The 9,223-nt window shown below is 69.9% G+C and carries 6 protein-coding genes and 1 tRNA gene; 3 read left to right on the top strand and 4 right to left on the bottom strand.

All coding sequences use genetic code 11. The features are described 5' to 3' along the window. Positions 1-323: 323 nt before the first annotated feature. The 3 genes from xylB to OS124_RS0110085 all read right to left on the bottom strand — a co-directional run bounded on the left by xylB (position 324) and on the right by OS124_RS0110085 (position 5,673). Entirely contained in the window at positions 324-1,787 is a 1,464-nt protein-coding gene (gene xylB / locus OS124_RS0110095; RefSeq protein ID WP_010139454.1) for a xylulokinase, read from the bottom strand. A gap of 86 nt (positions 1,788-1,873) precedes the next feature. Further along, entirely contained in the window at positions 1,874-3,472 is a 1,599-nt protein-coding gene (locus OS124_RS24290; protein WP_138919490.1) for an enterochelin esterase domain-containing protein, read from the bottom strand. 5 nt (positions 3,473-3,477) lie between these two features. Further along, positions 3,478-5,673, bottom strand: coding sequence for a TonB-dependent siderophore receptor (locus OS124_RS0110085; RefSeq protein WP_010139451.1), 2,196 nt, complete (start codon positions 5,671-5,673; stop codon positions 3,478-3,480). A gap of 186 nt (positions 5,674-5,859) precedes the next feature. Between OS124_RS0110085 and OS124_RS0110080 the strand changes: the two genes are divergently transcribed. Continuing rightward, entirely contained in the window at positions 5,860-6,708 is an 849-nt protein-coding gene (locus tag OS124_RS0110080; protein WP_168161460.1) for a helix-turn-helix transcriptional regulator, read from the top strand. Between the two features lie 23 nt (positions 6,709-6,731). On the opposite strand, the gene OS124_RS0110075 is transcribed toward OS124_RS0110080, so the two are convergent. Continuing rightward, positions 6,732-7,853 carry an MFS transporter gene (locus OS124_RS0110075; RefSeq protein ID WP_010139449.1) on the bottom strand — a complete coding sequence of 374 codons (1,122 nt, stop codon included), beginning with the start codon at positions 7,851-7,853 and terminating at the stop codon, positions 6,732-6,734. A gap of 468 nt (positions 7,854-8,321) precedes the next feature. On the opposite strand from OS124_RS0110075, the gene OS124_RS0110070 reads away from it, so the two are divergent. Then, a tRNA-Met gene (locus OS124_RS0110070) sits at positions 8,322-8,398 on the top strand. A 224-nt stretch (positions 8,399-8,622) separates the two neighbouring features. Beyond that, positions 8,623-9,223, top strand: a 601-nt coding sequence (locus OS124_RS24285) for a GntR family transcriptional regulator (RefSeq protein ID WP_010139448.1), incomplete at its 3' end; no start/stop codon positions are given.

Below are 9,223 nucleotides of genomic sequence, written 5' to 3'. Positions count from 1 at the left end.
CGAACTGCGCCAGGCCGGGCGCGGCGGGCAGCAGGGCGAGAGACACCAGCAACAGCAGGCGACGGAACGGCCGGAGGGCGGAAGGCTTTCTGGTCATGGGGGTCTCCGAATGCGGACCATGCGGGCCGGGGGAACCGGCACCGGGTCGAGAACGTCAGGAAGTATACGGGCAAAGGCGACGTTTCCGTCGCGGCTGGAATGATTTTTTCGGCCCATAGCAGGAAAAGCCCCGCATCCCCGCTTCAAGAAACCGCGAGACCCCGGAAAAGCGCAGGCGCGTCCGGGGCTTGCCTAGGTGTCAGGCCATAAGCGCGGGGGCGGGGTCAGCCCCGGCGCGCGGTCTCGATGGCCGGGTAAAGCGCGCGGAACCGCGCATGTTGCGCCGCATAGGCGTCGATCAGATCGCCGCGGGGCGCGATCCGCGCGGCAACGGGGGGCGGGGCGCAGACCTCGGCGGGGTCCTCTCCGGTCACCGCCAGCCGGGCCAGCCGTGCCGCGCCGAAGGCGCCGCCGTAGTCGCCGGCCTCGGGAAGGCTGATCTCCTGCTCCAGCAGCGTCGCGACGATCTCGAGCCAGAGGCGAGAGCGGGCACCGCCGCCGACCGCCACCAGGTCGCCGATCTGCGCCCCGCCCGCCAGCAGCGCCTGCTGGCAGTCGCGCAGGGCCATGGCCACGCCCTCCATCACCGCGCGGGTCATCCGCGCCGGATCCGAGAGGTGCGACAGCCCCGCGAAGCTGCCCCGCGCGCCGGCATCGTTATGCGGCGTGCGCTCGCCCGAGAGATAGGGCAGGAAGATCTCTTCGTCCGGCGCGCTGGTCTCGGCCTCGGCCAGGGCAGCCAGGTCGGCGGCGCTGCGCCCGGTCAGCCCCGCAAGCCAAGTCAGGCTGTCGGCAGCGGACAGGATCACCCCCATCTGGTGCCAGGTGCCGGGCACCGCATGGCAGAAGGCATGGACCGCGCCCTCGGTATTGGGCCGGAAGCCGTCGTTCGACACGAAGAGCACCCCCGAGGTCCCGAGAGAGACGAAGCCCCGCCCCGGCGTCACCGCCCCGATGCCGCAGGCCGAGGCCGCATTGTCGCCCCCGCCGCCCGCGATGACCACCGGGCCGGTGATTCCCCAGCGGCTGCGCAGGGCCCCGCTCAGCCCGCCTGCCGGGGCACTGCCCTCGGCCAGCGCGGGCATGTGATCCCGGGTGAGGCCCGTGGCCTCCAGCAGGCGGTCCGACCAGCGCCGCCCGGCCACGTCCAGCCAGAGCGTCCCCGCCGCGTCGGACATGTCCGAGAAGAACTCGCCGCTCAGCCGGTAGCGCAGGTAGTCCTTCGGCAGCAGCACCTTGGCGATGCGGGCGAAGATCCCGGGCTCATGCCGGGCGACCCAGAGCAGTTTCGGCGCGGTGAACCCCGGCATGGCGATATTGCCGGTGATGACGCGCAGGTCCGGCGCGGCCTCTTCCAGAGCGGCGCATTCCTGGTGCGCGCGTCCGTCGTTCCACAGGATGGCCGGGCGCAGCACCTCTCCCGCGGCGTCCAGCAGCGTCGCGCCGTGCATCTGGCCCGACAGGCCAATGCCGCGCAGATCCGCCAGCGCCGAGGGCGCGCGGGCCTTCAGCCCGTCGACGGCGGCCAGCGTCGCCTGCCACCACTCGGCCGGATCCTGTTCCGACCAGCCGGGCTGCGGCACGGCGCGGCCAAGGGCCACGGTTTCTTCGGCCAGCACGCGGCCGCCGGGATCGGTCAGCAGCGCCTTGATGCCGGATGTGCCGATGTCGATGCCAAGCCAGGACATTGCCTTCCCCCCTCCTCATGGCCGCGCGGGCCGGGCCTTCTGCCTAGCGCCTCTCAGCTACCGGGTAAATGCCCAAATCCGGGCAATTACTCAGAGCCGATCTCCGGCTGGCCGAAAAGCGCCAGCAGTCCCTCGGCCAGGGCACCGCGCCAGACCAGGTAGTCATGCCCCCCGGCGTAAGAGCGGAACTGCACCTCGTTGCCCTGTGCCGCGAGGGTGTCGGCAAGGTCGCGGCTGGTGTCGTGGATGCCGTGATCGCCGTCGCGCGCGGTCTCGTAGATCCCGGCGGACAGCCAGGCGCGCAGCGCGGGACGCGGCGCCTCGCGGTAGAGCTGCGAGAGGTAGACGCCGTCCCCCCCGGCCCCCTCCGGCGCGGCCCAGAAAGAGCCCGACATCGAGAGGAAGGCGCCGAAGGCCTGCGGCTGCTCATGGGAGATCCGCGCCGCGGCAAGGCCGCCGTAGCTGGCGCCGGCCAGCACCGTGCGGGCGGCATCATGGGTCAGGCCGAAGCGCGCCTCGGCCAGCGGCAGGATCTCGTCGGCCAGCACCTGCGCGAAGGTGGCGTCGAAGGGCAGCTCCGCCGAGCGGGTGGCGCTGTCGATCGAGTCGACGAAGATCGCATGGACCGGCGGCAGCCGCCCCGTCGCCACCAGCCGGTCGAGGATCTGCGGGATCGGTGCGCGGTCATCGGTGAACCGCTCGCCATCGAAGACCACCAGCACGACGGGCGTGCCCACCCCGCCCTCGGGCGGATGATAAAGCTGCAGGCTCCGGCTGTTGCCGAGCGCCCCGGAGGCAAAACGGACCTGCTCGATCCGGCCCCGTGCCTCGGGCAGCGGGCCGGTCATGCCGGGCTGCTCGGGCGCAGCCTCCAGCGCCACCGAGGAGGCCTGGTTGAAGCGATCCGCCGCCCCGGGCCAGACCGGCGCCCGGTTCAGCGGATCGGCCTGCAGGGTCGCCAGCAGCGCCACCCGCCTGTCGCGGAAGCTGCCCTCGACCTGCGGGACGTCCGGGGCGATCTGGTAGGACAGGCGCAGGCTGTCGGGCACCTCGAAGCTGGCGAACCAGACATCGCTGTCGCCCAGCCGTTGCAGCCAGGTGTGATCATTCGACGGGCCGCCGACGAGGCGCGCATTGCGCGCCGCGCCACGCCAGAAGAAGGTGACGATACGGGCGTCGGGCGTCGGGCCGGGTTCGACCATGGGCGTGCCCTCGGCCTGGCGGTCGGCCCAGAAGCCGGAGGTATCGCCGCCCGAGGACAGGGTTGCGGCAAGGCCCTGCAGCGCGGGGCTTTGCAGGGATCCGGCCTCGGCCAGCGGCCAGACGCGGGGCGCGTCGGCGCGCTGCGCTGCGGGCGGCAGGATCCGCTCGAAGGTCAGCTCGGCGGGGCCGCCGGAGATCTTCAGCCAGGCGCGCGCCCCGGGCAGGACGAAATGCAGCGACTGCTGCCCCGCCTTGGCATCGACCAGCCGCCGGTAGGGGCCCTGCGGCGTCATCAGCTCCAGCGTGACCGGATGCGCGGCGCTGAGTGTGGCGACCACGTAACTGCCGGCGGGAAGATCCAGCGGGGCCATGACGGTGGCAGGGCCGAGGGGCAGCCCCTGCCCGATTTGCGGCGCCTCGGCATGGGCGAACCCGGCGCTGACAAGCAGCGCCGGGAGCAGGGTCAGGGTCTTGCGGATCAAGGCGGTCACCACTGGTAGGTCAGGCTGGCCTGCACCGTGCGCCCCTCGCCCAGCCAGCAGTAACGGCCGAAGGCGCAGGAGGTAACATAGCGCTTGTCCGCCAGGTTCTGGACGTTGAGCTGCGCGGTCATCCCCTCCAGCCCCATCATCGCCAGGTCGGCTTCCAGGCCCAGGTCGACAAGGGTGTACTCGGGCACCGTCACGGTGTTCTCCTGGTCGCCCCAGGTCTTGCCCACTTGGCGGATGCCAAGGCTGGCGTCGACATGGTCATTGACCCCGTACTTCACCCAGAGAGAGGCGCTTTCCAGCGGCACGATATGCATCTGGTTGCCCTCGTAGTCGCCGCTGTCATAGCGCGGATCGGCCTTGAAGTAGCCCGCCACGACGCTCAGCCGGTCGCTCAGCCGGGCATGGGCCTCAAGCTCGATCCCGGTCGAGGAGATCTGACCGACCTGCTGGCTCTCGCTGAGGCCCCCACCCAGGTCCACGGTCTCGACGATGTTCTTCTTCTTGATGTCGAAGAGCGCCGCCGAGAGCATCACGTTGCCATCGGCCGACAGCCACTTGGCGCCCAGTTCCCACTGCTCGCCGGTGGTGGGATCGAAGCTGGCGTTGCCGTCGTCGTCCAGCTCGGTCACCGGCTCGAAGCTGGTCGAGTAGCTGACGTAGGACATCAGCCCGTTGCCGAAGTCGTAGGACAGCGCCGCGCGGCCCGAGAAGGCCTCCTGGCTGTAGCTGTCCTCCGAGGCGCCGCTGCCCCAGCTTGCCGCGTAGGTTTCGGCCACGTCGGTTTCGACCCAGTCGTAGCGGCCGCCCAGCAACAGGCCCCAGTTGCCGAAGCGCATCTGGTCCTGCACATAGACGCCGGTCTGCTGCATCGTGGTGTCGGTGGTCGAGGTATAGCCATCCAGCGTGACCGAGGTCGCATCGGCGTAGCTGATGTAGTTCAGGGTCGAGAAGTCGAATTCCAGCGTGCTGCCGTCATCGCGCGCATAGGCTGAGTTCAGCTCGGACCAGCTGTAGTCCAGCCCCGCGACCACGTGGTGATCCACGCCGCCGGTCAGGAAGTCGCCCTCGACATAGGTATCCGTGGACAGCTGGGTCAGCTCGTCGCTGCTGTCGAAGACGTAGATCGGGAAGGTGTAGCCGTCGCTGCTGCTGTGCGACCACAGGGTCGCGCCGCGCTGCGTGGCGTCGATCCTGGTGGCCCGCGCGCTGTGATGCAGGCTCAGGCCATTGTCGAACGCATGCTCCAGGTCATAGCCCAGCGCGAAGGTCTCGCGGGTGGCCTTGTCATAGGCCGGCGAGAAGCTGACGAAGTCCTGCGGCAGCATGTAGCCGGTCGAGGTCGGCTCGAGCGTGCCGGTCAGCGGCAGGAAGCCCCGGTGCCCCGCGTCGGGTTCGTTCTGGTAGAGCGCGCTGACCGTCAGGCTGGTCGCCTCGGTCAGGTCGACGGTGACCGAGGGGGCCAGCAGGAAGCGGCTCTGGTCCAGCTCGTTCTGCAGGTTCTGCCTCCAGGCCGAGGTGACGATGCGGTAGCGCGCGGTGCCCTCGGCGTTCAGGTCGCCCTGCAGGTCGGCGCTGATGCGCTGGTAGCCGTCCGAGCCGAGGCCGGCGACCACCTCGTTGCCACCCGCCTCGGTCGGGCGCTTGGAGAACTGCGCGATGACACCGCCCGGCACCACCTGGCCATAGGTCAGCGAGGCTGGTCCCTTCACCACCTCGACCCGCTCCAGGTAGTAGGGATCAAGCTGGCCCATCGAGGACTGCCCCATCAGCAGCCCGTCCAGGAACTTCGTCGCGAAGGCCCGGTCACCGAGGCCGCGCAGCGAGGCCTCGTCATGCAGGTTCGAGGTGCCCCGGTATTCCGAGAAGGTGCCGGGCACGTAGCGCAGCGCCTCGGCGACCGAGTTGGCGCCCTGGTCCTCGATCAGGTCGGCTGTGACGACCGAGACCGCCACCGGCGTTTCGGCCAGTGGCGTGTCGGACTTGGTGGCGGATCCGCTGCGGGTGGCCGTGTAGCCCTCGACCGGGCCGCCAGCCTCTTCCTCGGAGGCCTCGACCACGATCGGCGTCAGCGTCGTCACCTCCTGGGCATGTACCACCGGGGCCGTGATCGCCGTCGTGGTCAGCAGCGCCGCCCACAGAAGTCCCTGCCGCACCGGAGCCACCCCGGCGCGGGTCATCTGCATCTCTGTCATCTGTCTATCCCGTTTCTCGCAGGCCTTGGGCGGTCCCGAGTGAGGGCCGCGCCGTCATTCTTGATTATTTTGGTCGGATAAACTACACCGGGGCATGGGTCCAGCGAGCCGACGTTTTCCGCCGCGACTATGATCTTTGCGGGAACGACACCCGTGCCGGAGCGGATCCCCGACAGGACGGACAAGATGAGTGTAGAGCGGTTTCCCGGAGACTTGCGGATCGGCGTGCTGGACGAGGTGGTGCCGGGCGTCGGCAACCCGACCCCCAGCGATGTGCTGCCCAAGTTCCAGTTGCTGATCCTGCTGTCGGGCTACCAGCATTTCACCCTCGACGGACACCCAGTCGAACTGGATGCCCGCAGCCGCCCCGCCGCGATGATGATGCGGATCGAGACCCCGACGCCGCTGCGCTACCAGGCCTCGCAGGGGGCGCCGCTGCGCAAGATCTCGCTGGCACTGCCCTGCACATGGCTCGACGACATGCCCGATCGCGACTGCGGCAGCCCGGCCCATTCGATGCACAGTCATCTCGATATCCGCATCTGGCGCCCCGGCCCCGAGGTCTGCCGCCTCGCCGGCCTGATCATCCGTCCGCCCGAAGCCGAGGACCCCGCGCAACGCGGCCTCTTCCGCATGAGTCGCGGCCTCGAAGTGCTGCGCCGCGCCCTGGACGAGGGCGCCTCGGGGCGACGTCCCGACAGCGCGGCGCCCCCGGCCTCGGGCCTCGCCGACCGGCTGCGGCTCTATATCCTCGACCACCTTTCAGAGGACCTGTCGCTGGATGCCATGGAGGATGCGCTCGGCCGCAACCGGCGGTCTCTGCAACGGCTGTTCAAGCAGCAGTTCGGCATGAGCCCCAGCGCCTACCTGCGCGCCGAGCGGCTGCGCCTGGCCCGCCGCGCCCTGGCCGAGGACGGCGTCAGCGTCGCCCAGGCGGCGCATATCGCGCGTTACACCTCGCCGGCCAATTTTGCCACGGCCTTCCGGCGGGCCTTCGGGCAGACGCCGCAGGAAAGCCGCTCGCGCGCGATCTGAGGCCTCCGGGCCGCCCTCAGTCCTCAGTCGGGCAGGCGCCGCGCGGCAATCGCGCTGAAGAGGATCAGCGGCGCCGAAGCGGCGAAACAGGCCCAGTAGCCAAGTGTCGCGGCCAAGCCGCCATAGAGCACCGGCAGCGCCATGCCCGCGGCCAGGTTCAGCCCCGAGAGCGCGGCAAAGCTGCTGGCTGCGCCATGATCCAGCGCCGCGCGCGCCAGGATGGGCGCATTCAACGCCACCCCCGCTCCGGCCAGCGCCAGACCGGCGATCGCCACCCCCCATTGTCCCCGCCCCGCCAGGGGGGCCGCCACCAGCAGCAGGGCCAGCCCGCAGAGCACCAGCACCGCCATCACCGCCAGCAGAGGCCGCCGCGCCACCCGGTCGCGCAGGCGATCTCCGGTCAGCCGCATCAGGATCATTGCCGCCGCGAAGGCACTGTAGACCAGGGTCGCGGTCGCCGGTGAAAACCCTGCCTCTTCGCGCAGGTAGAACAGGCCCCAGGCATAGACCATGTTCTCGGTCGCCATGAAGCCGAGAGAGACGCAGAACAGCAGCACCGTATAGCGGTCCGGGCGGGGAAAGCCCGGCGAGACCGCCAGCGGCGCCGGACGCGCGCCGCGCCCAAGGGTGGCAAAGGCCAGCACGATGGCCGGAATGCCGACCAGCAGCAGGTGGAGCGCTACCGGCACCTGCCCGGCGATCAGCAGGCTGGCCAGCCCGGTCGCCACCAGCGCACCGACGCTCCAGCCGCCATGGGCCAGCGCCATGCCGCCCCGCCCCGAGCGCAGCTCCGCGGCGCGGGCAAGCTGGTTCTGCGCCAGCTCCAGCACCTCCCGCGCGAAGCCGAAGGCCAGCAACAGCGCCGCCAGGCCGTAAAGCCCCACCCAGCCGGTCAGTGCGGCAATCGCCAGCGACAGGCAGAGGGCCACCCTGGCGATGGTTTCGGCGGCGAAACGGGCCGAGAGGCGCGGCAACACCAGCAGCGCCAGCAGCACGCCGGCCGGAACAGCCGCCATGGCAAGGCCAAGCTGACCCGCGCCGATGCCCGCCCGCGCGGTCACGTCCGGCAAGCGGGAAATCAGCGACATGTAGATCAGGCCGTTGGCAAAGAAGACCAGGGGCGGGGCCCAGATCCTTGGGGTCATTCGGTCTCTGGCTCCGTTCCCGAGGCCCGGCCGTCGCGGATCGCCGATCCGACGCGTCCCGGTCCAGTCCGCTGCATGCATCGCCTCTGTGTACAGCCACGCCGCCGGTTGCAAGACCCAAGGCGCGCCGACCCTCCTCTTCCCCGCGTGCTGCCCCGCCCTGCGCTTTCTGCGAGCGTGCGACCGGCACAAGGGAGGCGGTTCAGGGCGGCAGCTCAGGTCAGCCCCCCGTTTCCCTGCCGATGCCGGTTCTGAGGGGCCCGCCCGGCCCGCAGCAGGGCCCTCCCCAAACAGCTTTGTTTTTATTGCGAAAAACAGGCCATCGTGATCACAAAGCTGCGCGCCCGCCGAGATTGGAAAGAGTTTTACGTTTTTGTCAAAAAAACCGTTCGAGGGCCCTTGCGCCTGCCGGAAGGTCGGGATACATCGGGGCTCCATCCGATGGAGAGACACTCTCCCGGAGATTGGCGCGGGGTGGAGCAGCCCGGTAGCTCGTCAGGCTCATAACCTGAAGGTCGTAGGTTCAAATCCTACCCCCGCAACCAAATCAGACGCCCCGCGGTACCGGCCCGGGGCGTTTGCTTTTTGGGCTCACGAAATCCAGCAAGCGCCGGCATGCGATACCCCGTCGGGCCCCCGCGGCCCCGCCCCCACCTTCCCGGCCTCGCCGGTTGTGACAGCCTGTCCGAGGCGCTAGGCTTTCCCGGCCCTCCCTGCCGGATGGCACCCGCCCCGATCCCCTGATCGGCACATCACCCACGGAGGCATCTTGGCGACCGGACCCAGCGAGACGCTTCATTCCCGGATTCTAGACGAGCTGACCCGCAAGATCGTCGACGGCACCTGGAAGCCGGGCCACCAGCTGGCCAAGGAGACCGAGCTGGCGGCGCAGTACGGGGTCTCGCGGATGACCATGAACAAGGTGCTGACCCGGCTGGCCCAGGAGGGCTACGTGGTGCGGCGCAAGCGCATGGGCACCGTGGTGGCGCAGCCGCGCGCCCAGTCCGCGGTGCTGGCAATCAACGACATCGAGGATGAGGTCACCGCACTTGGCCGCAGCTACCGCTGGCAGTTGCTGCACCGCGAGATCCGGGCGCGCGCGCCCGAGGACAGGCAGCGGCTGGACCTGGATGGCAGCGAAGGCGATGCCGGGGGGCTCTTCCTGCAGGGGCTGCACCTGTCCGACGGCAGGCCGTTCTGCCTGGAACACCGGGTGATCAACACGGGCGTCGTGCCGGAAGCTTCGGCGCAGCCCTTCGAGACCGAGGTACCCGGCCAGTGGCTGCTGGCCTCGATGCCCTGGACGAAGGCCCGCCACCACATCCGGGCGGTCAATGTCGCGGGCCGCGATGCAGAGCTGTTGCACCTGC

Source organism: Oceanicola sp. S124, assembly GCF_000220565.1.
Lineage (GTDB): Bacteria > Pseudomonadota > Alphaproteobacteria > Rhodobacterales > Rhodobacteraceae > Pseudooceanicola.
Note: the sequence above shows the minus strand (reverse complement) of the source record. Positions and strands in the feature narration are given on the sequence as shown.

Bases quoted from the DNA above. Each gene is read 5' to 3' on its own strand.
- OS124_RS0110085 (WP_010139451.1), bottom strand. From the start codon at position 5,673: ATGACAGAGATGCAGATGACCCGCGCCGGGGTGGCTCCGGTGCGGCAG.
- OS124_RS0110080 (WP_168161460.1), top strand. From the start codon at position 5,860: ATGAGTGTAGAGCGGTTTCCCGGAGACTTGCGGATCGGCGTGCTGGAC.
- OS124_RS0110075 (WP_010139449.1), bottom strand. From the start codon at position 7,853: ATGACCCCAAGGATCTGGGCCCCGCCCCTGGTCTTCTTTGCCAACGGC.
- xylB (WP_010139454.1), bottom strand. From the start codon at position 1,787: ATGTCCTGGCTTGGCATCGACATCGGCACATCCGGCATCAAGGCGCTG.